The 21,639-nt window shown below is 58.0% G+C and carries 15 protein-coding genes and 2 pseudogenes; 13 read left to right on the forward strand and 4 right to left on the reverse strand.

Translation table 11 applies throughout. From position 1 onward, the window contains the following. Positions 1-14 precede the first annotated feature (14 nt). Positions 15-1,205, forward strand: a complete 1,191-nt coding sequence (metK, locus tag PI739_RS22800) for a methionine adenosyltransferase (RefSeq protein ID WP_003372639.1) — start codon at positions 15-17, stop codon at positions 1,203-1,205. A gap of 80 nt (positions 1,206-1,285) precedes the next feature. On the opposite strand, the gene PI739_RS22805 is transcribed toward metK, so the two are convergent. After that, positions 1,286-1,906 carry a LysE family translocator gene (locus tag PI739_RS22805; RefSeq protein ID WP_054081739.1) on the reverse strand — a complete coding sequence of 207 codons (621 nt, stop codon included), beginning with the start codon at positions 1,904-1,906 and terminating at the stop codon, positions 1,286-1,288. A 664-nt stretch (positions 1,907-2,570) separates the two neighbouring features. Here PI739_RS22805 and ligB point away from each other — a divergent pair. Beyond that, positions 2,571-4,256 carry an NAD-dependent DNA ligase LigB gene (gene ligB / locus PI739_RS22810; protein ID WP_054081740.1) on the forward strand — a complete coding sequence of 562 codons (1,686 nt, stop codon included), beginning with the start codon at positions 2,571-2,573 and terminating at the stop codon, positions 4,254-4,256. A 40-nt stretch (positions 4,257-4,296) separates the two neighbouring features. After that, positions 4,297-4,707 carry a DUF1090 domain-containing protein gene (locus PI739_RS22815; RefSeq protein ID WP_003432477.1) on the forward strand — a complete coding sequence of 137 codons (411 nt, stop codon included), beginning with the start codon at positions 4,297-4,299 and terminating at the stop codon, positions 4,705-4,707. A 46-nt stretch (positions 4,708-4,753) separates the two neighbouring features. Here the strand turns inward: PI739_RS22815 and PI739_RS22820 are convergent, their stop codons facing one another. From PI739_RS22820 to PI739_RS22830, 3 genes are all read right to left on the reverse strand, one after another. Then, the gene (locus PI739_RS22820) at positions 4,754-5,155 is read right to left on the reverse strand and encodes an MAPEG family protein (RefSeq protein WP_003372643.1); all 402 of its coding nucleotides are present in this window, start codon (positions 5,153-5,155) and stop codon (positions 4,754-4,756) included. A gap of 114 nt (positions 5,156-5,269) precedes the next feature. Next, positions 5,270-6,661, reverse strand: a complete 1,392-nt coding sequence (locus PI739_RS22825) for a heavy metal sensor histidine kinase (RefSeq protein WP_054081741.1) — start codon at positions 6,659-6,661, stop codon at positions 5,270-5,272. Then, positions 6,658-7,332 (reverse strand): heavy metal response regulator transcription factor, encoded by a 675-nt coding sequence (locus PI739_RS22830; RefSeq protein ID WP_003372647.1) that lies wholly within the window; start codon positions 7,330-7,332, stop codon positions 6,658-6,660. Before PI739_RS22830 ends, PI739_RS22825 begins: the two co-directional genes overlap by 4 nt. A gap of 251 nt (positions 7,333-7,583) precedes the next feature. Between PI739_RS22830 and PI739_RS22835 the strand changes: the two genes are divergently transcribed. The 10 genes and pseudogenes from PI739_RS22835 (at position 7,584) to PI739_RS22880 (ending at position 21,497) form a co-directional block, all read left to right on the forward strand. Then, positions 7,584-8,810, forward strand: a complete 1,227-nt coding sequence (locus PI739_RS22835) for a TolC family protein (protein WP_096105254.1) — start codon at positions 7,584-7,586, stop codon at positions 8,808-8,810. 67 nt (positions 8,811-8,877) lie between these two features. Further along, entirely contained in the window at positions 8,878-10,131 is a 1,254-nt protein-coding gene (locus PI739_RS22840) for an efflux RND transporter periplasmic adaptor subunit (RefSeq protein ID WP_096128192.1), read from the forward strand. A gap of 24 nt (positions 10,132-10,155) precedes the next feature. Beyond that, positions 10,156-13,320 carry a CusA/CzcA family heavy metal efflux RND transporter gene (locus tag PI739_RS22845; RefSeq protein WP_271352194.1) on the forward strand — a complete coding sequence of 1,055 codons (3,165 nt, stop codon included), beginning with the start codon at positions 10,156-10,158 and terminating at the stop codon, positions 13,318-13,320. A 290-nt stretch (positions 13,321-13,610) separates the two neighbouring features. Continuing rightward, positions 13,611-14,198, forward strand: a complete 588-nt coding sequence (locus PI739_RS22850) for a hypothetical protein (RefSeq protein ID WP_054081745.1) — start codon at positions 13,611-13,613, stop codon at positions 14,196-14,198. A 112-nt stretch (positions 14,199-14,310) separates the two neighbouring features. Beyond that, positions 14,311-18,510: an RHS repeat-associated core domain-containing protein gene (locus tag PI739_RS22855; protein ID WP_271352196.1), complete on the forward strand. Its 4,200-nt coding sequence runs from the start codon at positions 14,311-14,313 to the stop codon at positions 18,508-18,510. A 4-nt stretch (positions 18,511-18,514) separates the two neighbouring features. After that, entirely contained in the window at positions 18,515-19,048 is a 534-nt protein-coding gene (locus PI739_RS22860) for an imm11 family protein (protein WP_054081746.1), read from the forward strand. A gap of 220 nt (positions 19,049-19,268) precedes the next feature. Continuing rightward, positions 19,269-20,105, forward strand: a pseudogene (locus PI739_RS25025) (RHS repeat domain-containing protein); the annotation flags it as partial. Next, positions 20,095-20,493 (forward strand): hypothetical protein, encoded by a 399-nt coding sequence (locus tag PI739_RS22870; protein ID WP_046720119.1) that lies wholly within the window; start codon positions 20,095-20,097, stop codon positions 20,491-20,493. The pseudogene PI739_RS25025 and the gene PI739_RS22870, both read left to right, overlap by 11 nt. 34 nt (positions 20,494-20,527) lie before the next feature. After that, positions 20,528-21,067 (forward strand): annotated as a pseudogene (locus tag PI739_RS25030) (DNA/RNA non-specific endonuclease); the annotation flags it as partial. Beyond that, positions 21,045-21,497, forward strand: a complete 453-nt coding sequence (locus PI739_RS22880; protein ID WP_271352201.1) for an NTF2 fold immunity protein — start codon at positions 21,045-21,047, stop codon at positions 21,495-21,497. The pseudogene PI739_RS25030 and the gene PI739_RS22880, both read left to right, overlap by 23 nt. Positions 21,498-21,639 lie beyond the last annotated feature (142 nt).

Raw genomic sequence — 21,639 nt, forward strand, 5'->3', positions numbered from 1 at the left:
GGAAACCCGTAGAGATGAGCGAATACTCACTTTTCACCTCCGAGTCCGTGTCCGAAGGGCATCCGGACAAGATCGCCGACCAGATTTCCGACGCGGTTCTGGACGCCATCATCGCTGAAGACAAATACGCCCGTGTAGCGTGCGAAACACTGGTCAAGACCGGTGTGGCGATCATCGCTGGCGAAGTGTCGACTTCGGCCTGGGTCGATCTGGAAGACATCGTGCGTAACGTCATCCTCGACATCGGCTACAACAGCTCCGACGTCGGTTTCGACGGCGCGACCTGCGGCGTGATGAACATCATCGGCAAGCAGTCGGTAGACATCGCCCAGGGCGTTGACCGCAGCAAACCTGAAGATCAGGGCGCTGGCGACCAGGGCCTGATGTTCGGCTACGCCAGCAACGAGACCGACGTGCTGATGCCAGCGCCGATCACCTTCTCCCACCAGCTGGTGCAGCGTCAGGCCGAAGCGCGTAAATCCGGCCTGCTGCCGTGGCTGCGCCCGGATGCCAAATCCCAGGTTACCTGCCGTTACGAAAACGGCAAGGTGGTCGGCGTTGACGCTATCGTGTTGTCGACCCAGCACAACCCGGATGTGTCGTACAAGGACCTGCGCGAAGGCGTGATGGAACTGATCGTCAAACACGTCATCCCTGCGCACCTGCTGCACAAGGACACCCAGTTCCACATCAACCCGACCGGCAACTTCATCATCGGTGGCCCGGTAGGCGACTGTGGCCTGACCGGCCGCAAGATCATCGTCGACACCTACGGCGGCATGGCGCGTCACGGCGGCGGCGCTTTCTCCGGCAAGGACCCATCGAAGGTTGACCGCTCGGCCGCCTACGCCGGTCGTTACGTGGCCAAGAACATCGTCGCTGCCGGCCTGGCCGAGCGTTGCGAGATCCAGGTGTCCTACGCCATCGGCGTCGCTCAACCGACTTCGATCTCGCTGAACACGTTCGGCACCGGCAAGCTGTCCGATGACAAGATCATCAAGCTGGTCCGCGACAACTTCGACCTGCGTCCTTACGCAATCACCACCATGCTCGACCTGCTGCACCCGATGTACCAGGCCACTGCAGCCTACGGCCACTTCGGTCGTATCCCGGTCGAAATGACCGTTGGCGATGACACCTTCACCGCCTTCACCTGGGAAAAAACCGACCGCGCCGACGCCCTGCGCGCAGCTGCCGGCCTGTAAAAACCCAGAAAAAAGCCCCGGACGACCTGGTCGTTTCGGGGCTTTTTTTGTCTGCGCGGCGGTTATTCCAAAGTCACACTTCAAGCCCGCCGCGACACCAGCAGTACCGATGCAGCGCCCGCCAACAACCCTGCGCACACCCTGTTGAACAATCGCTTGCCACTGGGTTTCGCCAAGAGGCGACGAGCATGTATACCCATCGCGGCATATAACGCGATCGCTACGCACTCCAGCACCAGAAACAGACCACCCAGCACTGCAAACTGACCTGAGACATTACTCTGCTGATCCACAAACTGCGGAAGAAAAGCAGTAAACAGCAGGATCGCTTTCGGATTGCCAATAGCCACCAGAAACTCTTGACGCGCAAGGCTGCCAGCGTTGGCTGTTATGACCGCTGCCTGGTCCTTTATGGACGGAGTGGCGCGCCACAACTGCACCGCGAGATAAAGCAGATATGCCGCGCCGAGAACCTTGATCACATGAAACAACCATTCGGACGTATGCAACACAGCAGCCAGTCCTGCACCGGCCAAGGCGATCATGATGACAAACGCCAGCAAGCGCCCCGCTCCGCCGACGCAAGAGCTGGTGAAGCCATAGCGCGTAGCATTACTGATCGACAAAAGATTGTTCGGACCGGGCGCCATGTTCAGCGCAAAGCAGGCCGGAATGAATATAGCGAGAGTCGAGATGTCCATTGGCTCCAATCCCTGAATTGAGTCAGCTACTCAGTCTGGCTTTTTTTAGTGAGCGGTCAAGACACAGCTGCGCCGTGAAATGCGACCGGGCTTTACTGGCAAGGCCATGCGTCCCCAGCCCCTGTGGGAGTGAGCTTGCTCACGAAGACGCCGGTACAGTCGCGACTATCGTGCGGCGCTCTGCGTCGCATGCCTTTCTGGACGCTCCGCGTCCTCTTGACGACGCAGAGCGTCGAGAACTGCGTTCCCACGCGGGAGCGTGAGGAACGATAACCTCAACTATCGTGCCCGATGATCTGCGCTTCTGCCCGAAGGGCGTGCGAGCTTGCTCACGAAGACGCCGGTGCAGTCGCGACTATCGTGCGGCGCTCTGCGTCGTATGCCTTTCTGGACGCTCCGCGTCCTCTTGACGACGCAGAGCGTCGAGAACTGCGTTCCCACGCTGGAGCGTGAGGAACGATAACCTCAACTATCGTGCCCGATGCTCTGCGCCTCTGCCTGAAGGGCGTCTGAGCTTGCTCACGAAGACGCCGGTGCAGTCACTGAGCACTCTGCGTGGACATGCCGCCTGCTCCATCGCAAAACCCGGTAACCAAGCCCTGCCCCTTCACCACACGACAACGACTAGCCTCATCGAGCCCATTCCTAAAGCAAGGATGCTTCGATGCTGCCCACCAGTCGCCTGATGACGTTCGCTCTTGTGTTTCTTCTGCCCGGCCTCGGCCATGCCAGTCAATGCCCTGACTGGTCTGCAGCCAAGGCGCGCAGCGAGGTCACAAACTTGCAACAGCAGATGGCTGCGTGGGACGACAGCTACCACCGCCAGGGCATTTCGCCCATTCCGGACGAGCTCTACGATCAGGCGCGGCAGAAGCTGAGCCTGTGGCGCTCGTGCTTTGCCGTTTCCACCCCCGAGGCCGATCCGCTAAAGACAGCAGTCGGCCCGTTGCCTCATCCCGTTGCGCACACGGGCGTCAACAAGCTGGCCGACGAAAGCAGCGTCAAGGACTGGCTCAAGGGCCGCAACGATCTGTGGATTCAACCCAAGGTCGATGGCGTAGCCGTCACCCTGGTCTACGAAAACGGCCAGCTTGTGCAGGCGATCAGTCGTGGTGACGGGCGCAAGGGGCAGGACTGGACCTCGCAGGCGCGACTGATCAAGGCCATTCCTCAGCACCTGCCCCAGGCTGACTCCGCAATATTGCAAGGCGAGCTGTACTGGCGTCTGGACGACCATATTCAGTCAGCATCCGGCAGCGTCAACGCGCGCAGCAAGGTCGCGGGATTGCTGGCGCGGCAGACGATCAGCCCGCAGCAGGCCGACACCATCGGGCTGTTCGTCTGGGACTGGCCGAACGGGCCTGGCGATATGGCGCAACGTCTCGCAGGCCTGCAAGCCATGGGTTTTGAGGACAGCGCGGCCTATTCGCACCCACTGGAAAACTACGCCAAGGCCGCACGCTGGCGCGAGCATTGGTATCGCAATCCCCTGCCGTTCGCCACCGATGGCGTGATCATGCGTCAAGGCCAACGTCCACCTGCTCAACGCTGGCAAGCCAGTGCGCCTTACTGGATCGCCGCCTGGAAACATCCCTACGCCCAGGCGCTGGCCGAGGTGCGCAAGGTCAACTTCAAGATCGGTCGCAGCGGCAGAATTACGCCGGTGCTGGAGCTGACCCCGGTACGCCTCGACGACCGTACTGTCAGCCGCATCAGCACGGGCTCGCTGCAGCGCTGGCAAAAACTGGATATCAGGCCTGGCGATCAGATCGCCGTGAGCCTGGCCGGGTTGACGATCCCACGACTCGACGGGGTGGTGACCCGAGCTGCCGAACGAGCCGACATAATCATTCCGCGAGCCGAAGACTTTCATGAACTGAGCTGCTGGCAAGCCACACCGGGCTGTGAAAGCCAGTTCCGCGCCAGGCTGGCATGGCTCAGCGGCAAGAAAGGCCTGGCGTTGCCCGGCGTGGGTCCGGGGACCTGGAACACGCTTATCGAGAACGGCCAAATCATGGGCTTACTCGATTGGATGACCCTGAATCATGCTGAGCTTGCTAACATTCCCGGCTTCGCTGAACGCAGTAGCGCTAAACTGCTCAACAGCCTGCAGACCGCACGCGAACGGCCGTTTCAGACATGGCTCAAGGCCATCGGACTGCCGCCCACCGGAGGCGCCAGACTGCCCGACAACTGGCACGAGCTGGCTGAACGCAGTGTGGAGCAATGGCAAGCAGAGCCAGGCATCGGTCCTGGTCGCGCAACCAGGCTCAGGGCTTTTTTTCAGGACCCGCAGGTACAGGCACTGAGCCAGCAATTGCAGGCACAGAGCATTTCAGGTTTTAAGTAGCGGACGTTCATTTTTCTGTCCGTATTCAAACGGAGTTCATATGCAGTTTTTATCACCACTGATTCTTTTCACCAGTTGCACGCTGCTCGCCACAACCGTGTTCGCAGACGCTCAGGCACCGGTGCCGTCCGAATGCCAGATCAAAAGCCAGGAGATCAGCAGCAAGATTCAGGATGCCAAGACCGAGGGCAACAAGGCAGAACAGGCCGGCCTTGAAAAGGCACTCGCCGAGGTCAACGCCAACTGCACCGAAACGTCATTGATCAAACAGCGCAAGCAAAAGGTGCTCGACGCCAAGCAGGAAGTCAGCCGCCGTCAGACCGACCTGAACAAGGCCATGGAAAAGGGCGATCCGGAGAAGATCAACAAGCGCAAGGACAAGCTCGCCGATTCTCGCAAGGAATTGCAGGAAGCGCAGACCGAACTCGAGAAAGTCCAGCCAGACGATTGATCAGGTCGCGACGCTGCGCATGATCGGCAGCGTCGCGAACAGCCTGTCAGGAAGCGGCCGGGAAAGCCGATACCCCGAACAACGCGATGATCAGGCCCATGCCCACCAGCCAGACAAGCGAGCGCAGTGCGGCCAGATCGGCCAGGTAGAAAATGATGTACAGCAGGCGACTGGTGATAAACAGTACCGCCAGCACATCAATGGTCACCAACTGCGCGTTACCGGCAATGTGCGCAATGATCACCGCTGCGGCAAACGCCGGGGTCACTTCAAAGCTGTTCAACTGGGCAGCATGCGCGCGGCGCGGGAACCCCTCCAGCTTGTCGAGAAAGGCACGCGGATCATGATTATGCCCACTGCCGAATTTGCCGCTGCCGAACTTGGCGATACCGGCACACATAATCGGCAGCAGGATCGCGACCAGCACGCACCAGAAAGCAACTGTCATACGTCCATCCTTATAGGTTCAGCTTCATCTGAAGCATCCGGGCAATACCCGCTCACACACTATGAGCAGGGGGTCAGCGAAAGGTTCTTGAAGAACGACCACCAACCTGACGCATTACACCAGTTTAGGAAAGATCAGGCTGAACGTGGTGAATTGGCCCGGCTCGCTCTGCACCGTCACCTGCCCTTCATGCAGGCTCATGATGGAGCGCACAATCGCCAGCCCAAGCCCGGTCCCGCCCTGCTGTCGCGCGCGGCTGACATGCACCCGATAGAAACGATCGAACAGGCGCGGCAGGTGTTCGGCATCAATGCCATCCCCCGCATTGCGCACCGCCAGTGACACTTCATCTTCGTGCGTGGCAAGCGTAAGGGTAATGACGCTGCCGGACAGACCATGGCGAATGGCGTTGGACAGCAGATTGGAAATCGCTCGCTGAATCATCAGCCTGTCCCCGGTCGCCCTGGCGTGCCCATGAACCTGCAGGGTGATGTCGCGATCCTCCGCCGAGGAGGAGAACAGTTCGGCGACCTTGTCTGCCTCCTCGCGAAGGTCGATGACCTCGACCGGCAATGGCGCTGAGGGCTGGCTGACGCTGGCCAGAAACAGCATCTGACTGATCATGCGCGACATGCGCTCCAGCTCTTCGCTGCAGGATTCCAGCGCCTGTTTGTATTCCTCCGACGGGCGCGGTCTGGACAGCGTGACCTGCGCCCGACCCATCAGGTTGTTCATCGGCGAGCGCAGCTCATGCGCGAGGTCGTCCGAGAACTGCGCCAATTGCTGCACATCGCCGTCCAGCCTGTGCAGCATGAAGTTGACGGCATGTGCCAGGTCGCGCAACTCGTCAGGCAGGCCCTTCACTTTCATGCGATGAGACAGGTCGCGGGCCGAGATCAGCGCGGTGACTTTCCTGAATGCCTGCAGCGGCCTGAGCCCGCGACGCACCACCCACCAGACGCCAAAGCCGACCAGCAACAGAATCACCGGCAAGGCCATGCAGGTCGATCTGACGTAAGCGTGCAACAGCGCGGTGTCGCTTTCCCTGTCCATGGACAGCCTGACCAGCACGTCCTGACCGGTCTTGAGGCGTACGGCCCTGTAACCCAGCAGAATCTTGTGGCCCTGGGCGGATTTCAGTTCCTGAAAGCCTGGCGGCAGCGCATCGGTATCGGGAACCGGCAGATTTCGCCCCTCTACGTTACCAACGCTCATCAGCTCTTGCCGAGGGTTGCCCGCGTCGAGAATGGTCAGCGAGAAGCTGTCATGCCCGACGATCTGGTCACGCAGCGTGTGCGGGTACTGGACAATGTCCTCGATGCCCAGAAACCCCTCGCTCATGCTGTGTTCGATCTGCCTGAACTTCTCGCTCAAACTGTCTTCGGCACGTATATCGAGCTGACGGGAAATGGCTGTGTAGGCAAGCATTTCCATGACCAGCACCAGACACCCGATGAGCGCCGCGACCGTCAATCCGAGGCGTGTCGAAAGACGGGTCAGCTTCATTCACGCACTTCCAGTACGTAACCGACGCCACGCAGCGTGTGAATCAGCTTGGTCTCGAACGGATCGTCGATCTTCGCCCGCAGACGGCGGATCGACACCTCCACCACATTGGTGTCGCAATCGAAGTTCATGTCCCAGACCAGAGAAATGATCTGGGTGCGCGACATGACTTCGCCGCTGTGCCGCATCAACAGGTGCAGCAGCGCGAACTCCTTGGTCGTCAGGTCGATGCGCTGGCTACCACGGAATGCCCTGTGGCGCCCCTGATCCAGCTCCAGATCGCCGACCTGCAACACCTTGGACGTGGTGGTCTGCTCGCTGCGGCGCATCAGCGTGCGGACCCGTGCCAGTAACTCGGGAAACTCGAATGGCTTGACCAGGTAATCATCGGCGCCCATTTCCAGGCCCTTGACCTTCTCTTCGAGACGGCCTCGTGCAGTGACCATCATGATGCGCGTACTGACGGTCTTCCTCAGGCGGCTCAACACCTCCCAGCCGTCCATCTCCGGCAGGTTCACGTCCAGTATCACCACATCGTAAGCCTGATGCTGCGCGAGATAGAGACCATCGAGGCCGGTTGCAGCGATATCGACGATATAGCCGCTTTCGGTCAGCCCCTGATGCATGTATTCGGCAGTTTTTGGCTCGTCCTCGACGACAAGGATTCGCATAACCAGGCTTCCTGTTTGATGAACGATGAATGACGATGCCGTGCAGTGTACTGAAAAGAAACGCCCATCCCGCTGGATAACAAAATCGTAATTTTGCAGCAATCCCTCTGATAACTCCGGTTGCATAAAGTCCCCTCAGCCAACTTCAGCGCCCTGGTGCCTGTTTGTTTTTTGCTTTCGATGGGGTGAGTCATGCGACTGGAGAATAACGTGCGCGCTCAGCGTATAGATCGATTGGCAGGGAGTGCGCTATGAGAGTCGCCGCACTGTGCCTGGTGTTGTTACCGTTTGTTGCCCCTGGCATCGCCGCAGCCCAAGGCATCAGCCTGGCTCAGGCACTGGAGGCAGCCTTCGCCCGTAACCCGGAACTTGCCGCAGCCCAGTGGGAGATCGGCGTTGCCGAGGGTGATCGGCAACAGGCCGGGCTGATCCCCAACCCGACCGTGTCATGGGAAGTGGAAGACACCCGCCGCGAGACCAGCACCACCACCGTGATGCTCAGCCAGGTACTGGAACTGGGCGGCAAGCGCGGGGCGCGCATCGAGGCCGCCAGCAAAGGGCAGGACGCTGCGCGTCTGGAGCTGGAGCGTCGCGGCAATGAGCTGCGTGCCGAGGTGGTTCAGGCGTTCTACGCAGCGGCGCGGGCGCAGGCAGGTCTGGACCTGGCGCGCCAGTCCAGAACACTGGCCGAACGCGGCCTGCAGGTTGCCGAGGGGCGTGTTCGGGCAGGCAAGGTGTCACCGGTGGAAGCCACACGCGCCCAGGTACAACTGGCCGAAACCGACCTGCTGGTACGCCGCGCCGAGACCCTGAAAATCAACAGCCACCGCGAGCTGGCGCGCACCACCGGTTCGCCGGTCGCCTCTTTCGAACGTCTGGACTACAGCGACCTGTCGCCAGGCAAGCTGCCACCGGGCGCAAAGCTACTGACCGCCCTCAATCAGTCCGCCGAGCTGCGCCTGGCGCAGACCCAGATCGAGCAGCGCGAAGCCGCGCTGGGTTCGGAGCGCGCCAAGCGCATCCCTGACCTGACCGTCAGCGTTGGCAGCCAGTACAGCCGCGAAGAGCGCGAGCGGGTCAACGTCGTGGGCCTGTCGATGCCGCTCCCGCTATTCGACCGGAACCAGGGCAACGTGCTCGCGGCATCACGCCGTGCCGATCAGTCGCGCGACCTGCGTAACGCCGTCGAACTGAAGCTGCGCACCCAGACGCAGTCCGCCCTCGATCAATGGAACACCGCCGCGCAGGAAGTCGAGTCCTTCGACCGCGTGATCCTGCCCGCCGCGCAACGTGCCGTCGACACGGCAACGCGCGGTTTCGAGATGGGCAAGTTCGGCTTTCTCGAAGTGCTGGACGCGCAACGAACGCTGATCTCGGCGCGCAGCCAGTACCTCGAATCGCTGGCCACCGCCACCGACGCCAGAGTCGCCATCGAGCGAATCCACGGTGATCTCAACCGTTTCAGCCTCAACCCCTGACTTTCCTTTTCCGCCTGTATCGAGCGTATCCAAAAGTGCTGCACGCACCTGATCGCCGGGAGCCTTCATGAACAACAAACGAAGCATTGCCATCGCGCTGGCGGTGGTGGTCATCATTGGTCTGGGCAGTCTGACCCTGAACCCGCAGAGGCTGCCGTTCGCAGCCGGACCAGAACCGTCAGCCGATGAGCACGCGCATGAATCCGGGCAGGGCCATGCTGAAGAGCCAGGCCACGCCGACGAGGCGAAAAAATCGGACGCCGCAGCCTCGGAAGCTTCTCACGAAGAGGATGAGGGACACATCGAGCTGACTGCCGGGCAGATCAAGGCGGCAGGCATCGAGCTGGCCACTGCAGAACCCCGGCAGATGAGCACGACCGTGACCTTCCCCGGTGAAATCCGCTTCGATGAAGACCGCACTGCGCATGTCGTGCCGCGGGTCAGCGGCGTGGTCGAAGCGGTGAAGGTCGATCTGGGTCAATCGGTGAGGAAGGGCCAGGTGCTGGCGGTGATTGCCAGCCAGCAGATTTCCGATCAACGCAGCGAATTGAACGCTGCACAACGACGTCAGGAACTGGCGCGCCTGACCTTGCAACGCGAAAAGAAGCTCTGGGAAGACAGAATCTCGGCCGAGCAGGATTACTTGCAGGCCCGTCAGGACTTTCAGGAAGCTGACATCAACCTGGCCAACGCGCGGCAGAAGATCAGCGCCATCGGTGCCAGCACCCATCCTTCGGCGGGAAGCCGCTACGAGCTGATCGCACCGTTTGATGCCGTGGTCGTGGAAAAGCACCTGGGCATCGGCGAGATGGTCAGCGAAGCGAGCAATGCCTTCACGCTGTCCGACCTGTCGCGTGTCTGGGCCACCTTCGGCGTAGCGCCCAGGGATCTGGACAAGGTGGTGGTCGGTCGTCCGGTCATCGTCAGTGCGCCCGACCTGAATGCCCGGGTCGAAGGACGAGTCGGCTACGTCGGCAGCCTGCTGGGCGAGCAGACCCGCGCTGCGGCCGTGCGCGTGACACTGGCCAACCCGCAGGGCGCGTGGCGTCCCGGCCTGTTCGTTTCGGTGGAAGTCGCCGCCGAGCAGGCCAGTGTGGCGGTCAGTCTTCCCGAAACGGCGATCCAGTCGGTCGAGGACAAACCCTCGGTCTTCGTGCGCAACGCTGAAGGGTTTCAACTGACGCCGGTGACACTGGGCCGCCGCGATGGTGGCCACGTGGAAATCGTCAAGGGCCTGGCGGCCGGCACACAAGTGGCCACCGCTGGCAGTTTCATCCTCAAGTCGGAGCTGGGCAAAGGCTCCGCCGAGCACGCCCATTGATCTGCGTCCCACGAGTACACCCCCATGTTTGAACGGTTGATTCAATTCGCGATTGAACAGCGCATCGTCGTGATGCTTGCTGTGCTGCTCATGGCTGGGCTGGGCATCGCCAGCTACCAGAAACTGCCCATCGATGCGGTCCCCGACATCACCAACGTACAGGTGCAGATCAATACATCTGCGCCCGGCTTCTCGCCGCTGGAAACCGAGCAGCGCATCACCTTCGCCATCGAGACCAACATGGCGGGCCTGCCCGGCCTGCAACAGACGCGCTCGCTGTCGCGCTCGGGCCTGTCGCAGGTCACGGTGATTTTCGAGGACGGCACCGACCTGTTCTTCGCCCGCCAACTGGTGAACGAGCGCCTGCAGATTGCCAAGGACCAGTTGCCGGAAGGCGTCGATGCGATGATGGGGCCGATCTCCACCGGCCTCGGCGAGATCTTCCTGTGGACAGTCGAAGCGCGCGAGGGCGCGCTGAAGGAGGACGGTACGCCGTACACGCCGACCGACCTGCGGGTGATTCAGGACTGGATCATCAAGCCGCAATTACGCAACGTACCGGGCGTGGCCGAGATCAACACCATCGGCGGTTTCGCCAGGCAGTACCAGATCGCGCCTGATCCGAAAAAACTAGCCGCTTACAAGCTGACGCTGAACGATCTGGTGGCAGCGCTGGAGCGCAACAACGCCAACGTCGGCGCAGGCTATATAGAACGCGGCGGCGAGCAGTTACTGATTCGCGCACCGGGTCAACTGGGCACCGTGGATGACATCGCCAACATCGTCATTGCCAACGTGCAGGGCACGCCGATCAGAATCAGCAGCGTGGCCGAAGTCGGCATCGGCAAGGAAATGCGCTCCGGTGCCGCCACCGAAAATGGCCGCGAAGTGGTGCTCGGCACCGTGTTCATGCTGATCGGTGAAAACAGCCGGACGGTATCGCAGGCCGTGGCCGCCAAGCTCGCCGACATCAACCGCACACTGCCTGCAGGTGTGGAAGCGGTAACGGTTTATGACCGCACCACGCTGGTGGAAAAAGCCATCGCGACGGTCAAGAAGAACCTGATCGAAGGCGCGATTCTGGTCATCGTGATTCTGTTTCTGTTCCTCGGCAACATCCGTGCTGCGCTGATCACCGCCATGGTGATTCCGCTGGCCATGCTGTTCACCTTCACCGGCATGTTCACCAACAAGGTCAGCGCCAACCTGATGAGCCTGGGCGCACTGGACTTCGGCATCATTGTCGATGGCGCGGTGGTGATCGTCGAAAACGCAATCCGCAGGCTGGCGCATGCCCAGCAAAAGCAAGGCCGCATGCTGACCCGCAGCGAGCGTTTCCATGAGGTCTTCGCCGCCGCCAGAGAAGCGCGTCGGCCGCTGATTTTCGGTCAGTTGATCATCATGGTCGTGTATCTGCCGATCTTCGCCCTCACCGGTGTGGAAGGCAAAATGTTCCACCCGATGGCCTTCACCGTGGTCATCGCCCTGCTCGGCGCCATGATTCTTTCGGTGACCTTCGTGCCTGCCGCCATCGCCATGTTCGTCACCGGCAAAGTCAAGGAAGAAGAAGGCTTTGTGATGCGCACCGCTCGCCAGCGCTACGCACCGATACTGAGCTGGGTACTGGGGCATCGCTCAATAGCGTTCGGCATGGCCTTGGTGCTGATCGTGCTGTCCGGCTTCACCGCCAGCCGCATGGGCAGCGAGTTCATCCCCAGCCTGAGCGAAGGCGACTTCGCCTTGCAGGCGCTGCGTGTGCCCGGCACCAGCCTGACCCAGTCGGTGGACATGCAGCAGCGTCTGGAAAAAGCCATCGTCGAAAAGGTCCCGGAAGTGCAGCGCGTATTCGCCCGCACCGGCACCGCCGAGATCGCCGCCGACCCGATGCCGCCCAACATCTCCGACAGCTACGTGATGCTCAAACCACAAAGCGAATGGCCGGACCCGGACAAATCCCGCGAGGCACTGATAGCCGACCTGCAAAAGGCCGCCGCCAGTGTGCCGGGCAGCAACTACGAACTGTCCCAGCCTATTCAGTTGCGCTTCAACGAACTGGTTTCGGGGGTGCGTAGCGATGTCGCGGTAAAGGTCTTCGGCGACGACATGAACGTGCTGAACCAGACCGCCGCTAAAATCTCCGCCACCCTGCAAAAAGTGCCGGGTGCTTCGGAAGTCAAAGTCGAGCAGACCACCGGGCTGCCGGTGTTGACCATCAACATCGACCGCGACAAGGCCGCGCGTTACGGCCTCAACGTGGCCGATGTGCAGGACGCCATCGCCATTGCGCTGGGCGGTCGTCAGGCGGGCACGCTGTATGAGGGCGACCGCCGTTTCGACATGGTGGTGCGCCTCTCCGAGCAACTGCGAACCGATGTGGACGGGCTTTCCAGCCTGCTCATTCCGGTGCCTGCAGTTACTGGCAGCAGTGCGGGCAACCAGCAGATCAGCTTTATCTCCCTGTCTCAGGTCGCCAGCCTCGACCTGGTGCTCGGGCCGAACCAGATCAGCCGCGAGAACGGCAAACGCGTGGTCATCGTCAGCGCCAACGTGCGCGGCCGCGACCTCGGCTCGTTTGTCGAAGAAGCGGGCACCACCATCGACAACGGCGTGCAGATCCCGGCCGGCTACTGGACCAGTTGGGGCGGGCAGTTCGAACAACTGCAATCTGCCGCCAAACGCCTGCAAATCGTCGTACCGGTGGCATTGCTGCTGGTGCTGGCGCTGCTGTTCATGATGTTCAACAACCTCAAGGACGGCCTGCTGGTATTCACCGGCATACCGTTCGCCCTGACCGGCGGCGTCATGGCCCTGTGGCTGCGCGACATTCCGCTGTCGATCTCCGCAGGCGTGGGCTTCATCGCCCTGTCGGGTGTGGCGGTGCTGAACGGCTTGGTGATGATCGCCTTCATCCGCAGCCTGCGCGAACAGGGCCACTCGCTGCACAACGCCATCAACGAAGGCGCCCTCACCCGCCTGCGCCCAGTGCTGATGACCGCACTGGTCGCCTCCTTAGGCTTCATCCCCATGGCCCTCGCCACCGGGACTGGCGCCGAAGTGCAGCGACCACTGGCGACGGTGGTGATTGGCGGGATTCTGTCGTCGACAGCGCTGACGTTGCTGGTGTTGCCAGCGTTGTATCAGTGGGCGCATCGGCGGGAGGATGAGGTGGAACTCAAGTCGCTTAAATAGGGTTTCAAACAACTATTTAAACCCCGGAAGGCTCAGGGCAGAGCCTTCTGGAGCTTTGCCCGGCCCACACTGAACTTTCATTTGGGAAAAGGTCAAACGATTCAGCCTTCGACAGTAGACTGTGTCCGTAGTCTTCTTCACACGGGACTTTCAGACACTTCCAGGCAAGCGGGTAACCGCTGGAGATACAAACCACCCGTGCAAGTACTTATCGTCAACTTGCAAATGGCAGCCACTGGGGCCGCCCTGCATAAGGACATGTAGATGTTGACGAACAAGGTTCCTGCCATATGACGCGCACCAGTCTCTACGACCGCATCTCCGAGCGCCGACTGGCTGACGAAGCCCTGGCGCGTGAGGCAGCCGAACATGCTGCCGCGCAGCAGGCACTTGAACGTGTCGAAGCGCTCATCCCTGTTCCAAAGCCGTTGCTCGACGCGCCCTGCAGTTTCAATTTCGGCGGGTTCCACTTCGGCTTTCCGGAAGGTTTCCAGTGCAACGCGATTGAAGCCACCGTTCAAGTGGGCGGAGAGCCTGTCGTCGTCTCCATTCAGCGTCGCGATGTACCTGAAGAGGCAACGCTTGCCGAAGCGTTCGCCGAAGCCGTCAAGGCGCTGCAGCCACTGCATGGCGAAGTCCAGGTCATTCGCCACTATGAAACGCTGTTGGCGGGTAATGCCGCGCTGGCGCTGGATTTTCATTTTCGCGCAGGCCTTGAAGAGCGGCATGGACGCCTGATCGGTGCCATCGTGCCGTGTGCCGATCACAACGAACGCCAATGGCTGAGCGTGGGCTGCGTGATTGACTCCGAAAAGCCCGCGCTGAAAACCTGGTTGCTGGATTTTGACAGCATGCTTGAAGGCCTGACCGCCCCCTGAACTCTATTTCATCGCTGACAGGACACGCTTTAATGGACTATCCGTTGCAGAACATCAGCGTCACGCCAGGTGATCGCACCTCAACTACTCGCAGCCCGCAGGAGTAACGGCGATGTTCGAGGCAGCGCGGTTACTGGATGAGATCGAACACACCGGTGCGATGGCGGGCTTTGTGCTCGGAGCGATCGTGGGCATCGCGGCAGTGGCGTATGTCTCGCTCACCTTCGCCACGTGCGGGTTCGGCGGTTTTTTACTGGCCATGGCAGTCGGCCTGGCCGGTAATGCCATCGCCAGTATCGGGGAGAGTATCGGCAGCGCCTTCAGCTCTCCCGCGGGGCAGATCGAATCTGCCTCGCCCAACGTGTTCATCAATGGCCGCCCCGCTGCCTTTGCCATCGAAAGCACCGCCGTGTGTGACAAGCACTCGCCGATCGTCAAGGTGGCCGAAGGCTCCAGCAACGTCTTCATCAACGGCCAGCCCGCTGCGCGCAAGGGCGACAAGCTGACCTGCGGCGCGAAGATCGGCACCGGCTCGCCCAACGTCTTCATCGGCGGCGGTACCCAACGCTACCTGCCGGTGGACGACGAAGTCTCGGCGATGGCCCGCTACACCGTGGACATTCTGTTGGTCGTAGCCGGCGGCGCCAAGGCCGTGCTCAGCATTGCCAAGCTGGGCATGCAGGCCGGTCTGAAAGCGGCAGGCCCTTGCGCGCTGCAGTTTATGGGCGGTGTCTTTCTCGGGGACGCCATTTTTCGCTTCGGCGTCGCCCCCGTGGCCGAAAAAGTGCTGGGCGGCCTGCACGGCAACCCGGTCGACACCACCACCGGACGCAAACTGCTGATCGACGAGTCCGATTTCAGCCTGCCCGGCCTGATGCCGATCGAGTGGACACGCTTCTACGCCAGCGACCTCGATGTCGACAGCGCGCTGGGCAAGGGCTGGGTGTTGCCCTGGGAACAAAGCCTGCGGCGCAAGGGCAGCTTTCTGTACCTCAGCGACAATCAGGGCCGCAGCGTGCCCTTCGTGACACTGGACTACAACCAGCGCATCTACAACGCACAGGAACAGCTGTACCTGGTGCGTACCGAGGGTGGTCATTACCTGCTGCAAACACTGGATAACGTCTTTTACTACTTCGGTGAAGTGCCCGACGACAACCAGCCATTTCCCCTGCAACGCGTCGAAAACGCCCTCGGTCATTTTCTGCATTTCGTACGCAGCGAAGACGGCGTTCTGACCGACATTTGCTCCACCGGCGGGCATCGCGTGCACCTGCACTACGACGAGGTGACCAACCGTCTGAGCACCGTCAAGCGAATCGTCGGCGACCAGGCCGTCGAGACACTGGTGCGCTATGGCTACGACAACAATGGCCAGTTGAACAGTGTGTACAACCGCAATGGCGACTCGGTGCGCAACTTCAGCTACACCGATGGCCTGATGACCCGCCACGCCAATGCGCTGGGGCTCAGTTGCGAATACCGCTGGGAAGTTCTCGACGGCAAGCCGCGCGTGGTCGAGCACTGGACCAGCGACGGCGAGCACTTTCATTTCGATTATGATTTCGAGGCGCGCCAGACGCGCGTAACCGATGTGCTGGGGCGTCGCGCCGAGGTGACCTACAACAAGGACCGTCGCGTCATCGCCAGCACTGATTTCGGCGGTGAGCAGTACCGTATCGCGCTGGACGACACCGGCAATATCACCGGTCTGACGCTGCCTGACGGCAATCAACTGAGCTTCGAATACGACGATCTGTCACGCCTGACCGCAGAAACCGACCCGCTGGGCCGAACCACGCGTTATCAGCATCACTACAAGACCACACTGGTCAAACAGATCGCTTACCCTGACGGCGCCATCTGGACGGCCCGCTACGATTCGAAAGGCAATCTGGTTGCCGAGATCGACGCGCTGGGTCAAAAGACCGAATACCTCAACAGCGAAGATGGCCTGCCACACACCATCATCGATGCGACCTACAAATCCAAATACCTGTGGTGGAACAACCTGGCGCAGGTCGAGCGCTTCCAGGACTGCTCGGGCAAGAGCACCTGGTACCGTTACGACGAGCGCGATCAACTGGTCGCCGTCACTGATGCCCTGAACAACACCACCACACTGGAACGCAAACCCGGCGGCGAAGTGCTGAGCATCAACCATCCGGACGGCACCCGCGAGAGCTTCACCTACAACGCCCACGGCCAGGTGCTCACGCACACCAACGGCAAGGACCAGACCACGCATCTGGCACGCAACGCCCGTGGCCTGCCGATCAGACGCCAGGACCCCAAGGGTTTTATCGTAGGCTACCAGTACGACAAGGCCCTGCGCCTTGCCGCGCTGATCAATGAAAACGACGCCACCTACACATTCGCCTACGACGACTCCGACCGGCTGATCGAAGAAAAGCGCATCGACCAACTGACCCGCCGTTTCAGCTACAACCTCGGCGGACACCTGACTCAGGTCGAGGAAATCGGCTACAGCGAGAAAGGTGAGCGACCACAGCGCAGCACGCATTTCGAGCGCGACCCGATTGGCCGCTTGCTGGCCAGACTCAACGACGACGCCCGTCAGGATTTCACCTACGACGACAGCGACCGCCTGCTGTCCATTCAGCGCACACCCACTGACGGCGGCAGAAAGATCGGTGTCACGGCTGAAAAACTGGAATTCGCTTACGACATTCTGGGCCGCCTGACACAGGAATCGTCGCCCCAGGGCGCGCTGGCCTACGACTACGATCCGCTCAGCAACCTGACCACACTGACCCTTCCCACCGGCCAGCACCTGAATCACCTGTACTACGGCAGCGGTCACCTGCATCAACTGAACCTCGATGGCCAACTGATCAGCGACATGGAGCGCGACGACCTGCACCGCGAGATCTATCGCACGCAGGGCAAACTCACCAGTTGCTTCGGCTATGACGCCCTTGGCCGCAAGGCCTGGCAGTACGCAACCACACTGCCCGCTGAAAAACTCTCACAGATCCAGAACCCGCTCATTAAGCCAGAGCGCTACATCGAGCACGCCTACAACCCGGTCCACCGCCGCTACGAATACGACCCGGCCGGCGAACTGAGCCGCACCCTCGACAAACTGCGTGGCGAAGTCACCTACGAATACGAAGCCAACGGCCGCCTGCTTGAACACAACCCCGAAAAACGCTTCGACGGCGAAGAATTCCGCTACGACGCCGCTGGCAACCGCCTGAACTTCAACACCAACCGCTTCGACCGCGTCAAAGACAACCGCCTCAAGCAATGGAGCAACCACGAATACAAATACGACGCGTGGGGCAACCTGGTCGAGAAAATCGTCGGCATCGTGCGTTGGCAAACCTTCACCTACGACTGCGAAAACCGCCTGGTCAAAACCGAGACCATGGCCAACAGTCAGGTGGAAAGCACCAGCAGCTACCGGTACGACAGCCTGGGGAGACGCGTTGCCAAACAGTGGGAGATCAAGGGGCAGACCGGCCAGAAACGCTTTCTCTGGCAGGGATTGCGGATGTTGCGTGAAGAAAGTCCTGGGCAGAGCAGCCTGTACCTCTACGAACCCGGCAGTTATGCGCCGCTGGCCCGTGTTGATGAGAAAGAGGGCGAGGTAGAGAACAAGGTCTACTACTTCCACACCGACCAGATTGGTACGCCGCTGGAGATGACCGACGCCGAAGGGCAGATCGTCTGGCAGGCCAAACATCGGCCGTGGGGCGCGGTTGAGAAACTGGTGGTGAACGAGGTCGAGCAGAACCTCAGGTTTCAGGGTCAGTATTTCGATGTCGAGACGGGGCTTCACTACAACACGTTTCGGTATTACGATCCGGAAATTGGGCGGTTTATTACGCAGGATCCGATTGGGTTGAGTGGTGGGGATAATCTCTATCTGTATGCTGTTAATTCAACATCCAGAATCGACCCTCTCGGACTGTGCTCTAAGACTTTAAGTTCCAGAATGGTAGACAGTGGCATTGCACGACCAGCCAACTCAGAAGCACACCATATCGTCGGAGACACATCGAAGTTAGCGAAGCCCGCGAGGAAAATCTTGGCTAAACATGACATTGATATTGACGACCCCATTAATGGTGTATTTTTACCAAGCAGGAACAACACAGACTTTGATTTGCCCGGAATTGCACATAATGGAAAGCATCCCAGTATCTACTTTGAGAATGTGAACGAAATGATAATTGCCGCCGATCAAGCAGGAGGCAAACCAATGGTAATGAAAACTTTAGACAACATACGTGGGGAGCTTCTTGCAGCCTCTCGTGACAGTAAGTGGGCCAATTTATTTAGGTGAAATCGTGAAATATTATAAAATCACTCAAGACGATAAATACAAAACATTGATTGATGGCGATAGTGCAAAAAGCCTTCAACAATTTGCAATCCAGTTGGCCTATGGCAAGGCAGACATGAAAGGTGATGAAACCTTCAAAGTCAAGTACAACGAAGATGACCACAAGAAAAAGCCTTTGTCGGACATATATACTTTTTTTAGGCCCATCCTTATAGCTTCCGAAAAAGCGGCAGAAGCACTACAATGCACAAAACAACAACAATTAAAATTGGAATTGCCTCAAGAAGGTCTGGTGGGGTTTTTCGTAACTCCACTATTAGAAAATCATTTGGACAAAGAAAAATCAAAATATGATCAAGGGCCTAATGGATATGTAGTTTATAAAATGGCACTTAAGAATGTGTCGACTATTGAGCATGATATATTTAGAATTCTTGAAAGCCCGCAAACCATCATCGTCAGCGAGCAATTAAAAGAGCGCATCCTGAAACGCAACCTTAAGGGATTTACGCTTGTCGAAATACCCTGCACCGAATAAATAAACTCACATGGCAAATGATAAGCTTGGAGCAACGCTAGCTGTAGTTACAGCCCACCGATTCAATGAGACACCATTGATTGAACCTCTGCTAGTTTTTGATATTGAAATTGTAGTTATTATTGATCCTGGATATTAAAACCAGCTCTTTAAAAGCCGAATCAGAAACCATCACACTGAAACGCAAACCCTGCGGCGAAGTGCTGGGCATCAACCATCCGTTGCCAAACAGTCCGACATTAAGGGCAAGACCGGCCATCGACTATTTCTCTGGCAAGGTCTTCGCTTGCTGCGTGAAGAAACCCCGTGACAGAGTAGCTTTTAACTCTACGAGCCGGGCAGCTATGCGCCGCTTGCCCGCGTTGATCAGCAGGAAGGCGAGACAGAGAACAAGGTCTACCACTTCCACACCGACCAGATCGGTACGCCGCTGGAGATGACCGATGCCGAGGGGCAGATCGTCTGGCAGGCCAAATATCGGCCGTGGGGGGTGATTGAGAAGCTGGTGGTGAACGAGGTCGAGCAGAACCTGAGGTTTCAGGGGCAGTATTTCGATGTCGAGACAGGGCTTCACTACAACACGTTTCGGTATTACGATCCGGAAATTGGGCGGTTTATTACGCAGGATCCGATTGGGTTGGCTGGTGGTGTGAATCTCTATCAGTATGCGCCTAATCCAATTCGATGGACTGATGCTCTGGGTTGGGCTTGCGAACTGTTCCGGGGAGTGAGCGCCAACCATCCAGCTATTGATGATGCTAAGAGGGGTGTGGCTAGGCCAGGCAAAATTGATAGTGATATTAGTCCTGCATCGCACAACGGCGGTGATGTATCTGATATAAGTTCTTACACATCATGGACGAGAGATCTAGAAATTGCTAAATGGTGGGCTAATAGACAAGGCCCGGGAGGTGTAATTTTAGGAACACCGACCGGGGCACCTAAGCCAGGTGATACATGGCGCTGGGAGTTTTCGCCTGATGAATATGGCGAGTCAGAAATTTTACTTAAGGGCATAAGAGATAAATTACAGGTATTTACTTCAGATGAACTCTAAAAAGTCAATAACCACTCAAACCATTGACGAGGCACTGTCAATTAACGACATTGACAAAGACACCAGAGCCTTACTATCTTGCTCAAAAAAAGATAAGGCTTTGGTGAACGGCATTAACATAGATAGGTACGACATACATAAATGCTCAGAGCTTAAAGAAATTGTTAATTATAGAATGGAGAGGCTGCAGTTAGAAAAAAGACCACTTGTAGGCGCTCAGACATGTATTGAGAAATTAAAAAAACTACCAAAAGACATGCCAACGAGTTGGGCCTCCGTACACATAGATAAAGAAGTATTGATTTTTATTATAAACCGCGTTAACAACAGCATCATACACGCAATGTCGTTCATCTCTAAAAATAAAATCAAACAACCAGACAAGTGACCGCTTGATTAATTCAACAAAAAGCATAGGAAACCTTCACTACGAAACGTCCCAGTATTACGATCCGGCGATTTGAAGGTTTATTACACCGCATCCGATTGGGCTGAGTGGTTGGGAGAATCTTTATCAAGATGCGCCTAATCCTAATGGGTGGGTTGATCCGTTAGGCTGGTGCGTCAATGCGAGTGTTACCCGAGGCACCGCAGGACAGCCTTTGCGAGCAACGGCTACGATTACCAAGGCCGACATCAAAAAAGGCGGAACTGCGACAAACGCGTCGTCCCGGAGTTGGGCGAGAAGCCTTGGCAATCCGGACGATGATGCTGGTCACATAATCGCTAAGCTTCTTGGTGGATCGGGTGGTAAGGATGGGGTCTTTCCACAGCTATCGAAAGTTAATAGAGGGTTGTTCAGAGACTTCGAACGAGCAATTGCGAACGAGGTTAAAGACAATGGGCCAGTTGATCTTTAAATCGTTTACCAATATGCAAATGGCGGCACACGCCCCACTAAAACTTATTATGACCTTTATCGTAACGGGAAGTTAATTGATGGCGCAGAATTCAACAACTAACATAAGCACCGAGCTTAACGAGGAAGTTGTAGAAAAAACGTTTCGCGATTTTTCGACGGCATTGCGCAATTGGGAAAATTGGTTTTATACGCACAAGAGAGAGAACAGAGACGCAAATAACAGTACGCCTAATGCGGATGGACGTGCGCGCGCTGAGTTACTAGCAATCTTTTCGACTTACGTTACTGAAAAAGGCAGAAACTATGATCGATTAGAGAATCTGGTATGCAGCATGCATCCTGAATATGAGTTTGAAGAAGAATCGATAAGGTTAGAAATCTCTTCAAAAAAGACTGCAAGCTTAGTATATAAAAAAAAGCACGGCCTAAGACAAACCTACAGATTGACCTTCTCAATAAAAGACAATACATGCAGAATACAAAAACGCGAATTTCAAGACAATGAAAAATGGAGAACCACTTACATCTAGACTTTAAAAAAACCAGAAGACCAACAAACGAAAGGAGCATCATTAAACATTCTCTTTTGGCCGTAAGCATCCAAGACGCGGATGATAATATTGAATATTAAAAATGGCTCTTTAAAAACCCAGATAAAGCGATATAGATGAG

The organism is Pseudomonas cerasi, assembly GCF_027983475.1.
Classification (GTDB): Bacteria; Pseudomonadota; Gammaproteobacteria; order Pseudomonadales; family Pseudomonadaceae; genus Aquipseudomonas; species Aquipseudomonas cerasi.

What these genes read in the sequence shown, in the direction of transcription:
- PI739_RS22850 (WP_054081745.1), top strand. Translation starts at nt 13,611, where the DNA reads ATGACGCGCACCAGTCTCTACGACCGCATCTCCGAGCGCCGACTGGCT.
- PI739_RS22825 (WP_054081741.1), bottom strand. Translation starts at nt 6,661, where the DNA reads ATGAAGCTGACCCGTCTTTCGACACGCCTCGGATTGACGGTCGCGGCG.
- metK (WP_003372639.1), top strand. Translation starts at nt 15, where the DNA reads ATGAGCGAATACTCACTTTTCACCTCCGAGTCCGTGTCCGAAGGGCAT.
- PI739_RS22835 (WP_096105254.1), top strand. Translation starts at nt 7,584, where the DNA reads ATGAGAGTCGCCGCACTGTGCCTGGTGTTGTTACCGTTTGTTGCCCCT.
- PI739_RS22820 (WP_003372643.1), bottom strand. Translation starts at nt 5,155, where the DNA reads ATGACAGTTGCTTTCTGGTGCGTGCTGGTCGCGATCCTGCTGCCGATT.
- PI739_RS22815 (WP_003432477.1), top strand. Translation starts at nt 4,297, where the DNA reads ATGCAGTTTTTATCACCACTGATTCTTTTCACCAGTTGCACGCTGCTC.
- PI739_RS22840 (WP_096128192.1), top strand. Translation starts at nt 8,878, where the DNA reads ATGAACAACAAACGAAGCATTGCCATCGCGCTGGCGGTGGTGGTCATC.
- ligB (WP_054081740.1), top strand. Translation starts at nt 2,571, where the DNA reads ATGCTGCCCACCAGTCGCCTGATGACGTTCGCTCTTGTGTTTCTTCTG.
- PI739_RS22830 (WP_003372647.1), bottom strand. Translation starts at nt 7,332, where the DNA reads ATGCGAATCCTTGTCGTCGAGGACGAGCCAAAAACTGCCGAATACATG.
- PI739_RS22805 (WP_054081739.1), bottom strand. Translation starts at nt 1,906, where the DNA reads ATGGACATCTCGACTCTCGCTATATTCATTCCGGCCTGCTTTGCGCTG.
- PI739_RS22845 (WP_271352194.1), top strand. Translation starts at nt 10,156, where the DNA reads ATGTTTGAACGGTTGATTCAATTCGCGATTGAACAGCGCATCGTCGTG.
- PI739_RS22855 (WP_271352196.1), top strand. Translation starts at nt 14,311, where the DNA reads ATGTTCGAGGCAGCGCGGTTACTGGATGAGATCGAACACACCGGTGCG.
- PI739_RS22880 (WP_271352201.1), top strand. Translation starts at nt 21,045, where the DNA reads ATGGCGCAGAATTCAACAACTAACATAAGCACCGAGCTTAACGAGGAA.
- PI739_RS22870 (WP_046720119.1), top strand. Translation starts at nt 20,095, where the DNA reads ATGAACTCTAAAAAGTCAATAACCACTCAAACCATTGACGAGGCACTG.